Origin of the sequence: Pontibacter pudoricolor (assembly GCF_010092985.1) — a bacterium.
Classification (GTDB): Bacteria; Bacteroidota; Bacteroidia; order Cytophagales; family Hymenobacteraceae; genus Pontibacter; species Pontibacter pudoricolor.
The window spans coordinates 2,277,156-2,295,640 of record NZ_CP048106.1 but is presented as its reverse complement, the minus strand read 5'-3'; the positions used below and the strand labels follow the sequence as shown (position 1 = coordinate 2,295,640).

General features: G+C 46.6%; 13 protein-coding genes. 4 read left to right on the top strand and 9 right to left on the bottom strand.

All coding sequences use genetic code 11. The features are described 5' to 3' along the window. Window positions 1-3 precede the first annotated feature (3 nt). Both dtd and GSQ66_RS09845 read right to left on the bottom strand, forming a co-directional pair. Window positions 4-456, bottom strand: a complete 453-nt coding sequence (gene dtd / locus GSQ66_RS09850; protein ID WP_162427310.1) for a D-aminoacyl-tRNA deacylase — start codon at window positions 454-456, stop codon at window positions 4-6. 746 nt (window positions 457-1,202) lie between these two features. Continuing rightward, on the bottom strand, window positions 1,203-1,835 hold the full coding sequence (locus GSQ66_RS09845; protein WP_162427309.1) for a hypothetical protein: 633 nt from the start codon (window positions 1,833-1,835) through the stop codon (window positions 1,203-1,205). A 133-nt stretch (window positions 1,836-1,968) separates the two neighbouring features. On the opposite strand from GSQ66_RS09845, the gene GSQ66_RS09840 reads away from it, so the two are divergent. Further along, a complete protein-coding gene (locus GSQ66_RS09840) occupies window positions 1,969-2,850 on the top strand; it encodes an ATP-grasp domain-containing protein (RefSeq protein ID WP_238395635.1) in 882 nt (293 codons plus the stop codon). Here GSQ66_RS09840 and GSQ66_RS09835 read toward each other — a convergent pair whose 3' ends face one another. Continuing rightward, a complete protein-coding gene (locus GSQ66_RS09835) occupies window positions 2,851-3,726 on the bottom strand; it encodes a universal stress protein (protein ID WP_162427308.1) in 876 nt (291 codons plus the stop codon). 142 nt (window positions 3,727-3,868) lie between these two features. Here GSQ66_RS09835 and GSQ66_RS09830 point away from each other — a divergent pair, with 142 nt between their 5' ends. Continuing rightward, entirely contained in the window at window positions 3,869-6,583 is a 2,715-nt protein-coding gene (locus tag GSQ66_RS09830) for a PQQ-like beta-propeller repeat protein (protein ID WP_162427307.1), read from the top strand. A gap of 948 nt (window positions 6,584-7,531) precedes the next feature. On the opposite strand, the gene GSQ66_RS09825 is transcribed toward GSQ66_RS09830, so the two are convergent. Together GSQ66_RS09825 and GSQ66_RS09820 are read right to left on the bottom strand one after the other, a co-directional pair. Next, window positions 7,532-8,134, bottom strand: a complete 603-nt coding sequence (locus GSQ66_RS09825; protein ID WP_162429005.1) for an IMPACT family protein — start codon at window positions 8,132-8,134, stop codon at window positions 7,532-7,534. Between the two features lie 2 nt (window positions 8,135-8,136). Continuing rightward, the gene (locus GSQ66_RS09820; RefSeq protein ID WP_238395634.1) at window positions 8,137-9,054 is read right to left on the bottom strand and encodes a hypothetical protein; all 918 of its coding nucleotides are present in this window, start codon (window positions 9,052-9,054) and stop codon (window positions 8,137-8,139) included. A gap of 74 nt (window positions 9,055-9,128) precedes the next feature. On the opposite strand from GSQ66_RS09820, the gene GSQ66_RS09815 reads away from it, so the two are divergent. Together GSQ66_RS09815 and GSQ66_RS09810 are read left to right on the top strand one after the other, a co-directional pair. After that, window positions 9,129-9,578: a sugar 3,4-ketoisomerase gene (locus GSQ66_RS09815; protein WP_238395633.1), complete on the top strand. Its 450-nt coding sequence runs from the start codon at window positions 9,129-9,131 to the stop codon at window positions 9,576-9,578. Window positions 9,579-9,998: 420 nt separating this feature from the next. Continuing rightward, on the top strand, window positions 9,999-11,108 hold the full coding sequence (locus tag GSQ66_RS09810; protein WP_238395632.1) for a DegT/DnrJ/EryC1/StrS family aminotransferase: 1,110 nt from the start codon (window positions 9,999-10,001) through the stop codon (window positions 11,106-11,108). 1,121 nt (window positions 11,109-12,229) lie between these two features. Here the strand turns inward: GSQ66_RS09810 and GSQ66_RS09805 are convergent. The 4 genes from GSQ66_RS09805 to GSQ66_RS09790 all read right to left on the bottom strand — a co-directional run bounded on the left by GSQ66_RS09805 (window position 12,230) and on the right by GSQ66_RS09790 (window position 18,433). Beyond that, window positions 12,230-15,877, bottom strand: coding sequence for an AAA family ATPase (locus tag GSQ66_RS09805; protein WP_162427306.1), 3,648 nt, complete (start codon window positions 15,875-15,877; stop codon window positions 12,230-12,232). 33 nt (window positions 15,878-15,910) lie between these two features. After that, window positions 15,911-16,513 carry a hypothetical protein gene (locus tag GSQ66_RS09800; protein ID WP_162427305.1) on the bottom strand — a complete coding sequence of 201 codons (603 nt, stop codon included), beginning with the start codon at window positions 16,511-16,513 and terminating at the stop codon, window positions 15,911-15,913. A 151-nt stretch (window positions 16,514-16,664) separates the two neighbouring features. Next, window positions 16,665-17,897, bottom strand: coding sequence for an exonuclease SbcCD subunit D C-terminal domain-containing protein (locus GSQ66_RS09795; RefSeq protein WP_162427304.1), 1,233 nt, complete (start codon window positions 17,895-17,897; stop codon window positions 16,665-16,667). A 125-nt stretch (window positions 17,898-18,022) separates the two neighbouring features. After that, window positions 18,023-18,433, bottom strand: a complete 411-nt coding sequence (locus GSQ66_RS09790; protein ID WP_162427303.1) for a hypothetical protein — start codon at window positions 18,431-18,433, stop codon at window positions 18,023-18,025. Window positions 18,434-18,485: the final 52 nt, after the last annotated feature.

The following is an 18,485-nucleotide window of genomic DNA, read 5'->3' as shown; positions in this document are numbered from 1 at the left end:
GGTTTATTCTTTGTTCTGAGAATCTATTGTTATCGTTACCGGTCCATCGTTCAGTAAAGCTACTTTCATGTCGGCACCAAATTCGCCGGTCTGTACTTTTTTGCCTAAGGCAGCCTCCAGGTAAGCTATAAACTTTTCGTAAAGCGGAATGGCTATAGTTGGCGGGGCAGCGTTGATGTAAGAAGGGCGGTTCCCTTTTTTAGTGTTGGCAAATAATGTAAACTGGCTGATAACCAATATCTCACCATATACATCCAGCACACTCAGGTTCATTTTGTCATCGGCGTCGCTGAAGATTCGGAGCTGGGCAATTTTAGATGCTGTCCATTTCAGGTCTTCATCGGTATCGGTAGGGCAGAAGCCGGCCAGTACCAGTAATCCCAGACCTATCTCGCCTTTTACCTGTCCCTTAATAGTTACAGAGGCCTGTGTTACCCGTTGAATGACTACACGCATTTTGCTTGATATTAGTAATTGCCAGGCAAAGATAGATGTTAAATTATCAAAAAAGGAAAAGTGTGATTGGAAGTAGGCGTCTGAATCAGGATTTACAGGATGAATGGATTTTCAGGATCAGGCTATTGCTATAGTTCAGGATATAGTCTTATAGTTGCTGTATTAACCCTTCCCCTAACAACAGGGGAAGGAGTTTTCGAGTTGTCGCTATAGTTTCATTAATAGTTTTATTGTTAGCGTTTTAACCCACCCTACCCCTCCCAAGAGGGGAATTTTAGCTATAGTTAAAGCTTAGCTATAGTTCTATAGTTACAGCCTAAGACTACGGAACTACAAACACGATAAAGCAATACAACTATAGCTGTTCACTTAACTATAGTTTAGCTATCGAAAGATCGCAGTCTTTGGGTTGAGCGCCTTTGCTTTGTTGCGGTGCCGCCAGGCAACCCGAGGAACGAGGGTAGCAAGAAAGCAGCAGCGCGATGCCCGAAGACGGGGCCTCCCGGCCGTGAGGGCACCAAAGCTAAATTGAAACTGTAGGTTAGTTGAGCTCCCAGGATTAGAAGCAACTATGGAAGAAAAGGCTTGGTTTCAGCAACAACTATAACCAACTATAGAACTCAGATTTCTCACTTTGTTCGAAATGACAAAGAAGAACTATAGAACTCAGATTTCTCCGCTTGTCAAAAACAAGAGTGAACTTTAAAACAGTAAACTTGATACTACTTCTTCAAATCAAAATCACCTTAATCCACATATCCTTCATAGAAGATCCGCGAAACCTTACCATTTTTGAGGAAGAAGTATAAGTGAATAGGAGCGCCGTCTTTGGTGGAGGCGATGATCTTGTCCGGGGATTGTTGCAGGTGGATGTTCTGGGCTTTCAGTTTTCCGGTCAGTTCCTCCTGGGGCATGCCCACACGCAGGTTGTTACGGAGCTTAATTGTGCTGTTGCGGATATCAGCAACCTGCAGCAGCAGTTTACCCGACTGCGTTGGGGCATATAGTTCCAGCATAGAGTTTCCGAAACGGATCGTGTAAATCGTGTCCGTAATGTTAGGCCGGTGCATGTTCTCTATCGCATCCGCATCCACCGAAAAATCATCCTGTATTTTATCGAAATAAGCGCTTAGCGAATTGCTCTGGATCACATTGGCAATAAAAGGATTGCCTAAAAAGTCTATAGTGGCGGGCGCGCGGCGTGGGGCACGAACGGAAGCTGTGTCCGAGGTTTCGCGTGCAACGGGCGATGTGCTTTCTTCGCTGGCTTGCTCTGACGTGCACGCTACGGCTACAGAATGCACAAAAAACAACAGCGCAAGCAGCCGCACGCGTAGGGCATACTTATAGTTGAAACTGTTGCAGAGCAGGGTAAACATGGTATCCGGAAAAAGGGTAAGTCTTATACCTCACATACGAGAACCACGCACTTTAAAGTTTTGTTTAAATGTGCCTTCGTCTATAGTTTCTGCGCTGCCCAAAGTATAAATTCGCAGCAAATATGATACAATTATGCAAATACAACAAATAGCGCTGATAACTTGTGAAAGCCTTGGTAACTATACCGCAAATGCCGACTCAGAAGATGAGCGTTTATACCAGTTTCTGAAGGGAAAAGGCCTGCCCGTTACGTGGCAGGTGTGGGATGACGCAAACGTGGACTGGAGCCAATTTGGTGCCCTGATCATTAAATCGCCGTGGGATTATTTTGACAAGATAGCTGCGTTTTATAGTTGGCTGGATAAGGTAGAAACCGCAGGCTGTAAGGTGCTGAACCCTGTGAAAACGTTGCGCTGGAACGCCGACAAACTATATTTTAAGGCTATGGAAGCCGCTGGGGTAACTATAGTTCCGACGGTTTGGCTGGAGCAGGGAAATACATTTAATGCGCAGGCAGCTTTTGAAGAACTCGGAAGTGAGAAAATTATAGTTAAACCACGCGTAAGCGGCGGCGCTAAAAATACGTTTGCCTTAACTATAGATGAAGCCGAAGCCAAAACTTCAGAAATAAACCAGCTGTTGCAACACGAGCCTTTCCTGGCGCAACCGTTCATCGAAGAAATAAAAACAGAAGGGGAGTGGTCGTTTATTTTCTTTGGTGGCAACTATAGCCACACGGTACTTAAAACAGCCAAGCCCGGTGACTTTAGGGTGCAGCACTTTTTTGGCGGAACCATACATACCCCAACTCCTCCTGCTGCCTTACTGGCCACCGCGCAAACTATAGTTGATGCCTTTGCGAAAGACTGCCTGTATGCCCGTGTAGATGGCGTAACGCTTAACAATGAACTGGTACTGATGGAGCTTGAACTGATTGAGCCCTTCCTGTTCCTGGGTACATCAGAAGGCAGTTTAGAGCGCTATTACCAGGCGTTAATGGCCCGGCTGCAGTAACTACTCCTTATCCGAAGCATGAAAAATAAGTAACGGAACCTGCGACTCCAGCATAAGCCTTTTGGTTAAGCTGGGGTTTAGCAGGGAGCCGAGCAAGGTACGGGAGCGGCTGGTTAAGGCCACCATGTCAATAGCCTGTTCGGATACAAATTTCTGCAGCGCATCAGACACGTCATCGCCATCCAGTAACGTGTAACTGATATTGGTTTGAGCGGTTTGCTGTAATTTGCTGCGTAGTTCTTCAAGCTTTTTATTATCGCTTCGGGTTGGTTCTTCGGCCACATGCACGCACTCTATAACCGGGCTAAAGGGTAGCAGTAATTGCTGTATCGCTTCCAACGTTTGGGCATCTTCCTTATCAAAATCAGTGGCATACAGTACCCGTTTAATGGTGGTGCCCTCGTAGGTTTCGGGTACGGTTAGCAGGGGCACATTAACGTCCTGGGCAATATTGGTGGAGATGGTTCCGAAAAATGTACGGGCCAGGTTAGATTCGCCTTTCGTAGCCATTACCAGCAGATCCGGTTTAAAACGCTGCACTTCTTCCGGTACCAGGTCTTCGGGCATGCCATACATAAACACGCGCTCCAGGTGCAGGTACGGATTTTTATTCATGGCTTTCAGCGACTGGTATAGTTCATCGAGCTTTTCCTGGGCATCGGTCTGGTTACGGCGCAGTACATGGTCTGTTATGATTTCTGAGGTGACATTGCTTTCCGAAATCATGCCTTCGCCGGTAGGTTCTTCAAGGTAATCCTGGTAACAGTGGAGTATGACCACGGTTGCTTCGGGTGCCTGGTTGGCAAATGTTAGGGCAAAGTTGCAGGCTTTGTAAGCGCTTTCCGTAAGATCGACAGGTACCAGTATTTTAAACATATGTTATGTGTTTGAGTTCGGGTTAAAGTATACGTACGCAGGCTCCGGATAAGTTATAGGACGCGCTATAGTTGGAACATAAATCTGTAAAATCCTATGGTTTAAAAAATTCGGTTATTTTTGTGCACATATAACGCTTTTCATGCTGAAACGGCTTTTTTTCTACTTTATCGGGTTTGTAGTGCTGGCATCGCTGGCATACTATGGCTTTAGCCGCTGGCAGGCCTCCAAGGAGAAGGTAGATCTTTGGGCGATTGTGCCGGAAAGCGCTGCCCTTGTAATAGAAAGCAATAACCACCAGGCACTGGCCAACCACCTGCAGAAAACAGAGCTCTGGCAGCAGTTGGAGGTGCTGCCGATTATGCAGGAGTTTGAGGAGAACATGGCGGTGCTGGATAGCGTTTCACCAAGTAAACTGCGCCTGAACCGTTTTTTCAACGAAAAGACCATTCTTACCTCGGTACATGTTACCAGCAAAACCTCGCTTAATTTTGTTTTCTATATCCCTGTAAATTCTGTTGGCGAACACCGCTTCCTGAGAACTATAACCGAAAACATTTCCCGCAACCCGGATTTTGAGCAGACCTCGCGGCAATATAATGGCGTGTTGCTAACCGAAGTACATTACAAGCCACTTGACCTGCACTATACCTATTTCTCGTATCATAACAACATGGTCCTGAGTGCGTCATCGGCACTGATAGAAGAAGTGGTACGCCGCGCTGCATTAGATAACCCTGCATCGGTAGCAGCCGAATATAAAAATGCAAATTACCTGGAGCAGCCCGATGTTTACGCTAATGTGTATGTTAACAACCGGCAAATTCCTGCATTGCTCAACCTGTTTCTGAAAGATGAAATAATGCCGCAGGTGCAGTACCTGAGCAGCCTTTGCCGCAGTGGCATGTTGCAGCTTAAACTCGATGAGAACAAAATATCCCTGAACGGTTTCTCTAACCCCGAGCTTCTGAAGGGCTCGATGCACAACAACCTGCTGGCTGTAAAGCCTAAGCCTATTCTTGTAAAAAAATATTTGCCAACCCGCACCGCGGTTATGCTGCATTTCGGGGTACAGCAAATTGCACGTGTAAAGCAGCTGAACCCAAAGGCCAGGCCAACTGCCAACGATGCAACTATAGATAGCCTGGCCAATACTTTTAAGCAGGAGCTTGTGCTGGCTTACCTCGAGACCAATACCACGCGCAACAGCCCCGAAAAAGTGCTGTATGCCTTATCAGGCAATAAACCACAGACACTGAAGCTCCTTCAGAAGTTAAACTCAGACAGGGCACAAAAAAGCAGGCTGTATACAGGCATGTATGGTGGCTACAAAGTGCAGGAGATGGCTGTTCCTGAATTGCCCGAAAAGCTGTTTGGAGAGATGTTTTCCGGCTTTGAGCAGGTTTATATAGTAGAGCTGGATAAGTACATTTTATTTACGGATGAGCTGAGTACGGCGCATGCGCTGATAGATGATATTCTGGCTGAGAAGGTGTGGAGCAAATCGCCGGTGCAGCTGGCCCTGCAAGGCGAACTATTACAGGAAGCCAACTTCAGTTTTTACATCAATACTGTAAATGCCTGGTATATTTTAAACCGCTACACTTCCGAAGAAGAGCGCGAAAGTCTGTTGCAGGCCTCTTCGTTCATCAAGAAGTTTAACCAGGTAAGTTTACAATATGCCAAAGTAGAAGGGCAGTACTATACCAGCATCGTTATCCGGAAACAGGAAAGCGGCAACGCAGCCGAGAGTAACTATAATACGGTGTTCTCGATGCCTTTTGACAGCAGGCTTGTTTCGCGGCCTTACCCAGTGCAGAATGTTGTTGATAAAAGCTACGAAGTAGTGGTGCAGGATTCCACTTATACACTTTACAACATAACCGCAGACGGAAAACGTACCTGGACTGATAGTTTGGGCAGCACAGTGCGCGGAACAATAAAACAATTGCCAATTGGCCCGGATAACAGGCTCCGTTACCTTTTTGCCTCATCCAACCGCATCCATGCCATTAATAACCAGGGCGAGCCATTAGAGAATTTTCCGTTTAACCTCACTGATTCCCTGAATATTCAGCGCCTGACCATACTGGACTACGACCGAAGCGGTAACTATAGTTTGCTGGTTGATGATGACCTGGGTAACCTGTACATGTACGACATCAGGGGGAATGCCATTCAAGGCTGGCAACCGCGCCGCCTCGAGCATAAACTGGCCGCCGACCCGCAACACCTGCGCATTGGTACCCGCGATGTGATACTGGTGCTGCTGGAAAATGGCTATGTTTATGCGCTGAACAAAAATGGCGATACCTACCAGGGATTTCCGTTCAGCTTAAAGTCACCGGTTACGAGTGGGGCAGTGGCTAAAGTTGGTGCAGACCTGCGCCGAACCGAACTTAAAACGGTAACCCGTTACGGCGAGGTAATTACCTTTAACCTGCAGGGCCGCGTGCTGCGCCGTGATAAACTGCCCAGGCCAAGCAAGCGTGCGATGTTTGAAATGGTGCAGGCTGGCAATGACGACAAATCGTTTGTTTTTGTAAGGCAGGAGCAGGGTAAAGTGGCTGTATTTAACCAGGAACAGAAGTTGTTATTCGAGAAACGCTTTGTTACATCGGCCCCTAAACTGGTGCAGTACTATAACTTCGGAGGCGACAATGTCATCTATGCTATCACAGAAACAGGCCCTCAGAAAACATACCTTTACGATGCAGCCGGCAGGTTAATTGGTGGCAATGCGTTGGATAGCAGTCAGCCGGTTACCATCTACCACAACGAAGCTGAAAACAGCTTCTCGCTTTACAAAGTGTACCAAAGAGAGCTGCAAAAGATAAATTTCAGATTAAAGCGGTAGGTTATAGGTAAGGCTATTGCTACGACTATAGTTCTTTATGCTATGATGCTGGCGCGAGCGTCACCGCTCGTGACTAATGATTATTTTGTGTCTCCTGACGCAACTGGCCCGGCAGGGACAGGCTATGTCTGAACCGGGATTAATGGAGATTTAAGGGATTTTTGGGATAAAGGGAATTGCTATAGTTCTATAGTTTCAGTTTTACCCCTTCCCAGCCTTCCCCTAAGAACAAGGGAAGGAGCTTAACGGCCTTTGCTATAGTTTTAGATTTTGTTTTATCGCTGCGGTTTTAACCCTCTCCTACCCCTCCTAAAAGGGGAATTTCTGTTGTTGTTATAGTTGAGGATATCGTTCTATAGTTTTCGTTTGTCATCTCCCTGCCCCTTTAAAGGGGGACTTTCTGCTACAGTTTTTCAAGCTGTCATTTCGACCAGCGGGAGAAATCTGACTCTGCTATAGTTTCATTTATAATTCAATAGACACACACCATGATCGGACAGGTCGCGACCTGTCCCTCCGGAAATACGACCACGATAAAGCGATGCAACTATAGCTGTTCTGCCAATTATAGTTTAGCTATCGAACGGATCACAGTCTTTGCTTTGTTGCGGTGCCGCCAGGCAACCCGAGGTACGAGGGTAGCAAGAAAGCAACAGCGCGATGCCCTTATCGAGGGCCCCTACCCCCAAGGCGGGGCCTCCCGGTCGTGAGGGCACCAAAGCTAGATTGAAACTATAGGTTAGTAAAGCTTCCAGGATTAGAAGTTACTATAGAAGGATAGCTTGGTACAGGTTACAACTATAGCAAACTATAGAACCCAGATTTCTCACGCTGTTCGAAATGACAAAATAGAAACTATAAGACATATAAGATCCTTCGGCCAACACTCGGGATGATAATATGAAACGATAGAACCCGGATTTCTTCCGGAGATCAAAATAATATCCTTCAACTCACTAACTCCACACAAACCCCTTCAATACTTTCCAGTTTGGCGGTTATTTCTTCTTGTAGCTGTTTTCTTACTTCTATAGTTAAAATACAGGCGAGCTCGAACTGTTGATTTCTGACGTCCAGGTTATATTCTTTTACAAGACTCATGACGTCGTTCATCTGGGGATATTCGAAGTTTACCTGTAACAGGATGGTTTCATGTTTTTCGATGATGGTGGCTTCTGCGATAGCGTCGGCGGTGGCAGTTTTGTAGGCGCTGATCAGGCCGCTTACGCCCAGTTTAGTACCACCAAAATAACGCACTACCACCACGAGCACATTACTCAGATCAGCAGAGCGTATCTGGCCGAGAATAGGATCGCCGGCGGAGTGATTGGGCTCGCCATCGTCGTTGGCACGGTAACGGCTTTTATCAGCTCCTAAACTATAAGCATAACAATGGTGGCGTGCATCGAAGTACTTTTTGCGAAGTTCAGCCAGGTGCTCTTTTATTTCCTCTTCAGAATATACCGGATAAGCAAAGGCCAGAAACTTGCTTCCTTTTTCTTTGTAAATGCTTTCGGTAGGCGAGGCTATAGTTCGGTACGTATCCTGTATCATCAGAACAAATTTGCAATAATTTCCTGATATGAAATAAGCACCAGTGCCACTACGGCCAGGGCAAGGCCGGCTAAGTTAACTTTTGTAAGCTTTTCGCCAAAGAACAAAACTGCCCCCAGCGCACCTGCCAGTATAATGCCGATGTTGTTGAGCGGGTACAGAAAAGCTCCGTCGTTACCGAAAGCATAAAGGGCCTTTATCAGGAAGTAAATAGAAAAATAGTTAGGGATGCCCAGTAAAATGCCTGCTGGAATGCTTTTGTTGTAGAAAGTAGTTTTTCCCGTAATCGACAAATAAAGCAGCACCACCAACCCAACTATAGCCGACCCTGTAAAAGTGACCATGGTGAACTGACTGGCTTCGTTTTGTTGCAGATGAAAATGGTTTGTATAGTTGATGAGCGAATCGGCGATGCCACTGGTAAGGAAGATGATGAACGGAAGCAGTAAGGCAAAAAAAGGAGATACAGGTTCTTCACCATCGTTGTTGTTACGCGGCCTGATAGACGAAAGTACAATAGCCACCAGCGCTGCAAACATACCTGCATAGTTCAGGAAAGTGTAATTCTTGAGGAGGCTGTTTTTGAGTACCAGCAAACTGAACAGCACCGGAATAACCAATGAGATTTTGGTAGCTACCGCTGCTGCCGTTACGCCAACTTTGTGTGTGGTAAGTGCTATGAGGTAAAACGTGCCGATAAAGATAGTGCCCAGCGCCAGCGAGTAAATTACCCAGCTTTGCTGCAACATACCAGCCTGCACAACACCGCTGCCACCCGAAAACAGAAAGCCTACCACCAAACAGGTCAGGTAGTTCACAACTATTGCCTGGAACGTTGGTACCTCGAAACGCTGGAATAATTTGAAGATGAAAACCAATGACGTACTGGCAATTATGCTGAGCAGCAGGTAGAGCATAATGGGTTTTAAGGCGGATAAATTACAAATGAAGAACTAGCAGGATATAGCACTAACTATAAGTATTAGTAAAATTGCCTAAATTAGATTTATTTACAATACTTAACCGCATCACGTTGTCAGATTCTCCTTACTTGATTTCTTTTGAGCAGGTTGGCAGTGCCGCCGCAGGGGTGCTTACGTCCACGCAGTTTGCCGATAAATTGCCTTTTGCAGTTAAGCGCGTATTCTGGATACAAGGCACGCCAACCGAAGTCACACGCGGACATCATGCCAATAAAACCACCAAAGAAGTACTGGTAGCCCTTACCGGAACTATAAAAATTAAAGCCGAAACAAGTACTGGAATAAATGAGTTCGGGCTTTCATCTGCAGACAGGGGATTATACATTCCGGCCTTATGCTGGACCGAGTTAACTTTTACCGAAGGAACTATAGCTCTCTGCCTGGCAAGTACAGATTTTGATGAACAGGATTACCTTCGGGATTATGAAGTGTTTAAGAAGCTGATCGGGAAATTATGAGATATTGCCTGTTAATACTTGCTCTGCTTTCATGCTTTATCTCTTATGGGCAAAATGCTGGCTGCCGAACTGATGAGCTTTTTCTTATCTTAAGTCGAAAGGAGTCGCGAGTGAAGGTGATCAAAACTTTATAAAATGTAGCCCTATCATAATAGAAACTAACAGCGATGGGGTTTATCAATTTGGTGTAGACGAAACGCATGCTTTTACCAATTTCTTTATTTTAAAAGATAACAAAATCAGCTTTGTTGACTCAAGCAATATTGAAAATACGATGACTGAAATTTCTGCCTACCTGGAGCAAACTAATCTCCCGCTTGAGAAAAAGATTTCGTGTTATGAAATGGTCCTGAATATTATTAAGGAAGAGAAAATTAGCTTTCCCTGGAAATTGGAGTACAAAAATTAAAGCTTGAATTAGTGGCATTACAGGTACCATATGTAGCTTTCAGAGACTGGCCGGCAGGTATAACGCAGCAGGTAGAGCAAGCTGTGCTTAAGGTAATGCGTGAGCAACAGTACATTCTAGGGCCTGATGTGAATGCTTTTGAAGATGCCTTTGCGAAGTTTCTAGGGGCTGATTTTGCGATAGGAGTAGGCAATGGTTTTGATGCCCTGGTACTTGCTTTAAAGTCGGTGGGTGTTGGCCCGGGAGATGAAGTGATAGTGCCGGCTAATACGTTTATTGCTACCGCCAATGCTGTCGTGCATCTAGGCGCTGTACCTGTGCTGGCCGAGCCCGATCAACAAACCTGTAACCTGACTGCTGAAACTGCCGAGAAACACATCACCTCCAAAACCAAAGCTATAGTTGTTGTGCATCTGTACGGGCAAACCTGCGAGATGGAGAAGCTTCAGCAACTATGCAAAAGCTATAATTTAAAACTAGTTGAGGATGCTGCGCAGGCACACGGAGTGAAATACAATAACCAGTTTGCAGGAACCTTCGGAGATGCCGCCGCCTTCAGTTTTTACCCGACCAAAAACCTGGGAGCCTCAGGCGATGGTGGCGCAGTGGTCACATCAGATCCCGAGTTGGCCGCTTTTATGTATCGTTACCGCAACTATGGGCAGCAGGAAAAATACCACAACGAACTTATCGGCATAAACTCCCGCCTCGACACACTGCAGGCTGCCATACTTAAAATAAAACTACAGCACCTGCACCAGCTAAACCAGGAGCGGCAACGACTGGCGGGCGTTTATCTGCAGGAACTTCAATCTATAAGTGATCTTACATTACCTGTTACAGCAGACCATTGCGGACATGTGTATCACATCTTTACTATCCGTACATCGCATCGCGATGAGCTTCAAAGTTATCTGCAGCAACAAGGCATGCAAACGGCAATCCATTATCCGGTTCCCATTCATCTGCAGCAGGCCTATCGTTTCCTGAACTATAAAACAGGCGACTTTCCGGTTACAGAAGAACTTGCCAATACCTGTTTAAGTCTGCCTCTTTTCCCGGGGATGACAGCAGCCGAACAGGAGCAGGTGATACGTAGTGTGAAAAGCTTTTTTGTCTGAACCGGGATTAAAAGGGATTAATGGATTTTTAGGATTGGGGCTTTGTTATAAGTTTGGAGTGTAGAACTATAGTTCGTGCTGCTGGCGCGATTCTCCTGACTTACGATGGTGTGGAGTCTCCTGACCCAACTGGCCCGGCAGGGACAGGGGTTGCCTGAACCGGGATTAAGGGAGATTTAAAGGATTTCTGGGATAAACGGAATTGCTATTAGTTGAGGTTATCGTTCTATCGTTGCCGTTTTACCCCTTCCCAGCCTTCCCCTTTTATCGAGGGCCCCTACCCCCAAAACAGGGGAAGGAGCTTTACAGCCTTTGCTCTGGTTTGTTATTGTTTTATAGTTGGCGTTTTAACCCACCCCTGCCCCTCCCAAGAGGGGAATTTTCTGCTATAGTTATAGTTTGAGTTGTAGTTTTATAGTTACAGACCAGGATCGGACAGGTCGCGACCGGTCCCTGCAAAGGGGGACTTTCTGCTGGTGCTTGCCCAACTGACATTTCGACCTGCTGGAGAAATCTTAATTTGTTATAGTTACATACCACGAGCAGGAAAGGTTTACCTGTCCCTTAGAAACTACAAACACGATAAGGCGATGCAACTATAGCCGCTCTGATCAACTATAGTTTAGCTATCGAACTGATCGCAGTCTTTGGGTTGAGCGCCTTGTAGATTTCCGGTGCCGTAAGGCATTGCGAGGGACGAGCAAAGGAAATGTACACCGCGCGATGCCCGAAGACGGGGCCTCCCGGCCGTGAGGGCACCAAAGCCAGATTGAAACAGTAGGCTAGCAGAGCTCCCAGGATTAAAGAAGGCTATAGAATAAAAGACTTGGTTCAGGTAGTAGAGACTATAACTATAGAACCCAGATTTCTCACTGTGTTCGAAATGACAAAAGAGAAACTATAGGACATTTAAGATCCTTCGGCTGACACTTGGGATGACACTTAAACTATAACAGCAACCAAAAGCTCTTTCCCCTGTTTTGGGGGTAGGGCCCCTCGATAAAAGGGGAAGGGTGGGAAGAGGTAAAACCAGACGCTGCCAGCTCTTGATCCAACAAATCAATCAAATCCACATTAATCTGCAGTTCAGATTTTTGCTTACATAAAAATAACAAAACCTATTACCATCCAACAACCTCTACCTTACTCACCCCACCAGCTAATTTCTGAATTTTGACCTGGGTGCTGATACGTTCTTTCAGCGCCTCCACGTGTGAGATGATACCGATCATTTTGCCGCTGGCCTGCAGGTTCTCCAACGTAGAAATGGCAGAATCCAGGGTGTCAGCGTCCAGTGTGCCGAAGCCTTCGTCTATGAACAACGAATTGATCTGAGTGCGACGGCCGGCCAGATCTGATAAGCCCAGGGCTAGCGCTAAACTAACCAGGAAGCTTTCGCCACCGGAAAGTGTGTTCATCGGGCGCACAGCTTCGGCCTGGTAGGTGTCAACAATAGCTAATTCCAGATCTTCGCCTTCCGATTTTTGGATGCGGTAGCGGTCGTTGAGTTTTTGCAGGTGACGGTTAGCCAGTTCCACTAATTTTGCCAAGGTAAGGCCCTGTGCAAAGCGACTGAACTTGTTGCCGTCTGCAGACCCGATCAGGTCGGCAAGCTGGCTCCAGCGGTTGCATTCCTGTTGCTGAATCTGTAGTTGGCTGGCCAGTTCCAGGTTCTTTTCGCGCTGCTGTTTATCCTGCTCCAGTAACTGCTCCAGGCGTGCTTTTTGGGCAATTAGGTTGCGTTGCGCTTCGGTTTTAAGGGCTAGTTGCTGCTGCAGTTGCTCTATCGTTTCGGAGGTCAGGTTTTGGGCTTCGGATTGTGTCAGGTCCTGCTGTACATTGCTCAGCGACTTACGGATTTCAGTAAGTTGTTTTTCAACTAAAGCTTTCTGGTTCGCAAGGCGGTCGGCTTCGTCGCGGTCGAGCAACATCTGGCTGAGGGCTTCTATCGTTTCTATTCCCTTCTCACGAAGCACATGTAATAATCCGTCACGCAAAGCATCCAGCTCTGATTTTTTATGGTTGTGTGTCGTGGTATACTCGTTCTGGCGCTGGCGTTGCTCCTGTAATTCGTGTTGCTTTTTCTGCTGGGCTGCCCGCGCGTTTTCAGCTTGTCTGGCGAGGTTGGCAAGCGCAGCGTTTGCGAACTGGCGTTCCTGTTCCGGTTTTTTATCCCCGAAAAGCTGGTTTCGTTTTTCCTTAAGCTCGGTTAGCTGGATGTGCACACGTTCCAATACTGCTTTTTTATCTTGCAGCGCCTGCTCTTTTTCGGCTACTTTCTCTGTCAGATTGCTTACCTGCTCCTGTAGTTTCAGGAACGGATCGCGCATGGCCTCGTAGGCATCGTGCTGCTGCTGGTACGTATTGGTTTGAGCCTCCAGTTGCTTCAGTAATTCGAACCGGTTTTCCGATGTAAATTTTAAACTATAGCTGGCTGCAAACGATTGTGCCGTTTCCGTGAAAACCTGCTGCTGCTCCTGTAAATCCTGTAGTTGCGAAGTAAACCGACCCAGCTGCCGGCGAAGCATTTCTTCGGAGTTTTGAAGTTTACTGATCTGGGCCTGTGCCTGTAATTGTGCTTCGCGGAGCTGCTGTAATTGCTGGTTTATAGTTTCCGTTTCGCGACTCAGGGAACGGGCTATAGTTAGCGTCTGAGTCAGGTTGCCCAGTGCTTCGTTCTGTAGTTGTAGTTGCTGCTGGAGCGCTTCGGTTTCAGTGATCGCTATCGTTACGCCTTCGCCTTGCAACTTATAGTTTTGCAGCAGACGGGCGAGTTCAGCATCCGTTTCAGTTTTGGCTTTTGTAGCGCTGTCGTGCTGATTCTGTAGCGTGTTCAGTTGCAGTTGCAAGACGTTTTTAGCTGCGTCAAGCTCTTTAACTAAAGCCTGTTGCGTATCGCGGCGTTGTTCCTCCTCCGACAACGTGCTTGTATAGTTGCCTTCCACGAACGGGTGCTCTTCGGAGCCACAAAGCGGACAAGGTTGCTCCGGTTGCAAACTATGGCGGTGTTGCTCCAGCTCCTGAATGCGCTGTTGCAGACTTACCAGTTTCTGCAGGTCCTGCAGGCGTTCGGTAACTGCTTTATAGTTAGTTTCTGTAGATGAAAGCTCTTCTTTTTTAGTAACTATAGTTTGTTCCAGCTGATTTAATTGGCCGGTCAACTGAACAGTTTTTTGCTGTTGCAAACTATAGTTGTTTGATAACTCAACCAGGCGTTCGAAACGGGCCAGAAGCAACGGTTGTTCCTGGGCCAGTTTTTCAAGCTCATCCATACTTTTGGCAGCAAGTATAATTTGTAACTGGGCCAGTTTTTCCTGCTTCTGCGCATCCAGCTTAGTTTGCTTTTTCAGCTGTTCCTGCTGGCCTGCATTTATAGTTTCCAGTTGTTCGACTTCCGTTTTTAGTTGCTGGTTTATAGTCTGCTGCTCCTGTTGCAGGCTGGCTATAGTTCGTTCGGTGTCGGTCAGGTCTTTTATAGTCTGGCGGAACTCGTGCAGGTGCTCGCGCATGTCTTTCAGCTTCGCGTTTTCCTGCAGCCATTTTTTTAATGCAGTAGCGTTTTGCTTCAGAGTACCCAGCTCCGTATCCTTTTGTGCAAGTGTGACTTTCTCCTGTTGCAGCGCATTATCAAACTGCACATACGCTTCCCTGTCCGTTTTAAACTGCTCTCTTATCGTTTCCAGCTGATGATCCAGTTGCTGTACCTGCACTAAAAGCGGATCCAACTTCTGTAAAACTTCAAGTTGCTGCTGATGTGCTTTGGTTGCTTCCAAAGCAATGTGGCCGGCCTGTTCCAGTTCAGCCTCCAGCACCGGTATTTGCTTTTCGAGTAACACCAGTTGCTCCTGCACTTCGGTTAACCTGCCGTTTGCTGCTTTTATCTGCGTAAGCTCGCCTACAAACTGATTTGCCTGTTCGTGTTGCTGTAGTTTAATGAAGTCAGGCTGAAGGCTGGCCAGTTTGCTTTCCTGTACCTGCAGTTCAGTCTTATACTTTTCGGCACGTTCGCGCAGCTGCTGCAGTTGTTTCAGCCAGTTGGTTTTCTCCTGCAGTTCCCTGGTTTCGGTGGTAAGTAAAGTTTCGGTTTCGGTTAGTTCGGTTATAGTTGCTTCGTAGCCCAGGCGCTGTTCTTCGGGCAGCAGTTTGCTGTCTTTTAGTTTCGCTTCTAATTCATCTCTTTTAGCCCGTTCGGTCTTCGCTTTTTCGTAAGCAAATTTCGAGATGTCAGAGTATATGCCCGTGTCTGTGATCTTCTCTAAAAGGCTGCTACGTTCATTCGGGTTCGCTTTCAGGAAACGGGCAAAATCGCCCTGCGACAACATCACCGAACGCAAAAACTGGCTATAGTCTAAACCCGAGATCTCGGCCACTTTCTCAGGCACCTGGCTTGGTTTCAGATCAAAAGGCTTATCATCTTCCAGGTCGCAAAGCTCCATGTGTACGGCCTGTATCTTGCCATCCAGTTTGCCCCGGCTTCTGCGGATCTGCCATTTGCTGCGGTACCGTTTTCCGTTCGCTTCAAACTCCACTTCCGATGTGCTTTCCGATGTATGGCGCGTCATCAGGTCGAGGGGTTTGTCGTTGTTATGGCGGTGCGCCATGCCGTAAAGCCCCACCGTTATCGCATCCAGAATAGTGGTTTTTCCGGCACCTGTTGGTCCGGTGATCGCAAACAACCCGGCATCCACCAAAGGGCTTTGGTCGAAACGGATCTCGTGCTCACCTTTCAGCGAGTTCAGGTTCTGGAAACGGACGGAGAGGATCTTCATGGGGTAAAGGGTACTGGTATGGTTATAATGTGATTAGGCTTTAAGATGCAATTCGTAAGACAGCAAACGTTTTTGGGGTGTGAATTCCATAGTAAATCTACCATAATACATTGATCCTTGATTTGCTTCTTCTTCTCCGTATAATAAATATCGTTCTCCAACTTTATCAGCACCAAACAATGTAATGTTAAAGTCTACTTCACTATAATCTGTATAACTATGCAATGTAGTTCCATCAATTATTATGAGTGTGTTGGAGTAAATCTTGTAAGAATTTCCGGTAACTGTCTTCTGGATGCCTATTACAATGTTATCACTTGTTTTGTATAGTTTCTGTCCGAGTATGGTATAGCCTTCCTGTAGCTGTTCCTTAATTTTTTTGTTTCGTGCTTTGGTATTGATGAAGTATTCAATTTCGCACTCCGCTTTTGCCTGTAATTGAGTTAATATAGCCTGATCAACAACGGGGTTAATAGAAAAATCTGCCGCTGATTTAAGTATGGGATCAATAACTGTAGCATCGTTACTTATATGTTGCACGTAAGTTTTATAACGGTCACATGGAGCCCCTTTATTATAACGCTGAGCACTCATCGTAAGCGGTAGCATCAATAAAAGTAGTAGTAGCTTTTTCATTAATATAGTTATACACTTTACACTTCTGGTGATTTATACTTTGTAGCTGGACAGACGCTCACAAGTCTGCAAGACACTGTGAGGCATCTTTCTAGAAAAAGACGCAAGGTATTGAGTCTCTACATCTTAAACTCTCTAACTCCCAAACTCTCTAACTTTCAAAAGCCTCCTGCCGCATAAGTTCCAATAACTCACTAAAGCTGGCCACCAACTCCGTATGGTCACTTTCAGGGAAAGCACTTTGGCAGCGTTTGATGAAAACTTCGTTCTCTTTCAGCGTGTGCAGGTCGGCTTCTTCCTGTACCTGTTGCTCCAGTGTCTGGCGTTCCCTTTTAATGATTGGCGGACGATGGATGAGAAGGTGCAGCTCGTCTTTTTTGAGTTGCAGAATTTCTTCGAGTTGCTGGTTCAGGTCGGGTAGGGGAGCATCCAGTTCGAGCTGTATCTCGGCCCAGGCAGGTAAACTATAGTTGCTGTTGTCGTACACAGCGATCTGCTGTTTTACCTTCTCCAGGTCGCCTTTAAAGCGCACCAGTTTACGGCAAACCGGAATAGCCAGTTCGCGAAGTTCAGCCAGTTTACCGGCTTCAAAATCAAGAATAAAAACTACTTTGTTATCGGTTACCTCGCTAAAACTTAACGGAATAGGGGAGCCGGAATAACGGATATGGTGCGTTTTGTTTACCTGCTGCGGACGATGTAAATGACCCAGGGCTACATAATCAAACTCTTTCGGAAACTGGTCTGCGCCAATCTGGCCAAGGTTGCCTACATGTATTTCTTTTTCGCTCTCGGAAGCGGTGCCGCCTGCTGCGAATAAATGGCCCATCGCCACAACCGGTACACCAGCAGATTTATAGGGCTGTACGTGCGGTACAAACTGGGCGTAATGGTCGGCTATGCCTTGCTTTAAGCGGGCTTCACGTTCTTCGTAGCTCTCGCCGGGAACAGATAACCGGATATCGCGGTCGCGCAGGAAAGGAACGGCGCAAACTATAAGTTCGGGTTTGCCTTTGGTATCATTTAAAACAATAAGTTCATCCAGTGGGTCAGGGGTAGCGCCGCCAACAACCCTGATGTTCATGCAGGCCAGCAGGTCTTTGGGCGCGTTGAGCGTAGACACCGAATCGTGGTTTCCGCCTATAAATACAATGTGGCGGCAGCAGGTATCGCATACCTTCCGAAGAAAGTCATAGTATAGTTTGAAGGCGGTGTTGGAAGGAGCCCCGGTATCAAACACATCGCCAGCCATCAGCAATACCTCTACCTGCTCCTGCTCAATGGTTTGCAGCAGCCAGTCCAGGAAATGCTGGTGTTCTTCGGTACGTTCGAGGGTAACAAGGCGCTGGCCCAGGTGCCAGTCTGATGTGTGTAATACGCGCATAATTCTACATCTCCAAATCCGCACTCAAGATACATAAGTATATCGGTATATTGCAACTCTGAGATAAGGATATTTAAGAATGCTGTATTAAAGAAGGAACAGATTTGCGCTGAAAAAATGGTTATTTAAGACTCCAGGAGCCATTTCATTCCTTCGTCTTTATTAGAAAAACTCTTTACCTGGAAGCGGGTTTTGCCAAGTGCCTCTGCACGGGTAATTACAGATTCGAGGGCCAGCTGGTGAAATACGCTGGCTGGCATGATCCGGGCAAGTCTCTTCAGGTTTGTCTGGGAAAGCAGCTCATAAAACGCAACCGACATCCACTCTTTGGCATTTGGGGTAAGTGAGCCAAGCGCCTGTCCGTTTGCCAGGGCACGTTCTATCTTTGTGTCACGAAGGACCTCGTATAGTTTTGTACCACCGGTTATCAGTTCCTCTTCGGTTACATGGCGCAGCCATTCGGAGTAGAGCAGGTTGCCTTCCGGGTTAACTTCTATTTTGTAGAAGTCAGATTCATAAACGGTGTTGAAAGGCATAACTTTGGTCGCGAATTCAGGCGATAATGTAATATGGGTAACTAATATAAAA

Bases quoted from the DNA above. Each gene is read 5' to 3' on its own strand.
- dtd (WP_162427310.1), bottom strand. From the start codon at position 456: ATGCGTGTAGTCATTCAACGGGTAACACAGGCCTCTGTAACTATTAAG.
- GSQ66_RS09830 (WP_162427307.1), top strand. From the start codon at position 3,869: ATGCTGAAACGGCTTTTTTTCTACTTTATCGGGTTTGTAGTGCTGGCA.
- GSQ66_RS09800 (WP_162427305.1), bottom strand. From the start codon at position 16,513: ATGAAAAAGCTACTACTACTTTTATTGATGCTACCGCTTACGATGAGT.
- GSQ66_RS09845 (WP_162427309.1), bottom strand. From the start codon at position 1,835: ATGTTTACCCTGCTCTGCAACAGTTTCAACTATAAGTATGCCCTACGC.
- GSQ66_RS09790 (WP_162427303.1), bottom strand. From the start codon at position 18,433: ATGCCTTTCAACACCGTTTATGAATCTGACTTCTACAAAATAGAAGTT.
- GSQ66_RS09795 (WP_162427304.1), bottom strand. From the start codon at position 17,897: ATGCGCGTATTACACACATCAGACTGGCACCTGGGCCAGCGCCTTGTT.
- GSQ66_RS09840 (WP_238395635.1), top strand. From the start codon at position 1,969: ATGCAAATACAACAAATAGCGCTGATAACTTGTGAAAGCCTTGGTAAC.
- GSQ66_RS09835 (WP_162427308.1), bottom strand. From the start codon at position 3,726: ATGTTTAAAATACTGGTACCTGTCGATCTTACGGAAAGCGCTTACAAA.
- GSQ66_RS09820 (WP_238395634.1), bottom strand. From the start codon at position 9,054: ATGCTCTACCTGCTGCTCAGCATAATTGCCAGTACGTCATTGGTTTTC.
- GSQ66_RS09805 (WP_162427306.1), bottom strand. From the start codon at position 15,877: ATGAAGATCCTCTCCGTCCGTTTCCAGAACCTGAACTCGCTGAAAGGT.